Origin of the sequence: Aeromonas sp. PrichA-15 (assembly GCF_017939245.1) — a bacterium.
Taxonomy (GTDB): Bacteria; Pseudomonadota; Gammaproteobacteria; order Enterobacterales; family Aeromonadaceae; genus Aeromonas; species Aeromonas caviae.
In genome coordinates this window covers 1-293 of record NZ_JAGKRH010000352.1, presented here as the reverse complement: position 1 = coordinate 293, position 293 = coordinate 1, and the positions used below count along the sequence as shown (strand labels likewise).

Sequence of the window (293 nt, the reverse complement as noted above, 5' to 3'; positions counted from 1 at the left end):
GATGATGTGCTCGGTCGCTGTCTCGATGCCCTCTTTGAGGCCGATGTCAGCGCCTTGTATCAGGTGATGGCGGCGCAAGTTGTCGAGCGGCTGGGGCTCAAAAGCACCGCAGTGCACCTCGATATTACCAGCTTCCACGTCGATGGTGCCTATGACTGTGCCGATGGGGATCTGGTCGGTAAGCTGCAACTGGTGCGTGGTTATAGTCGTGATCACCGGCCAGAGCTGAATCAAGTGATCCTTGAGCTCATCTGTGAAAATCAGGCTGGCCTACCTGTCTATATGCAGGCCCT

The 293-nt window shown here is 56.0% G+C and carries 1 protein-coding gene; it reads left to right on the top strand.

The annotated features are described in order from the left end of the window. A partial coding sequence (locus J9889_RS23135; RefSeq protein ID WP_210558357.1) for an IS1634 family transposase occupies window positions 1–293 on the top strand: 293 nt, incomplete at both ends.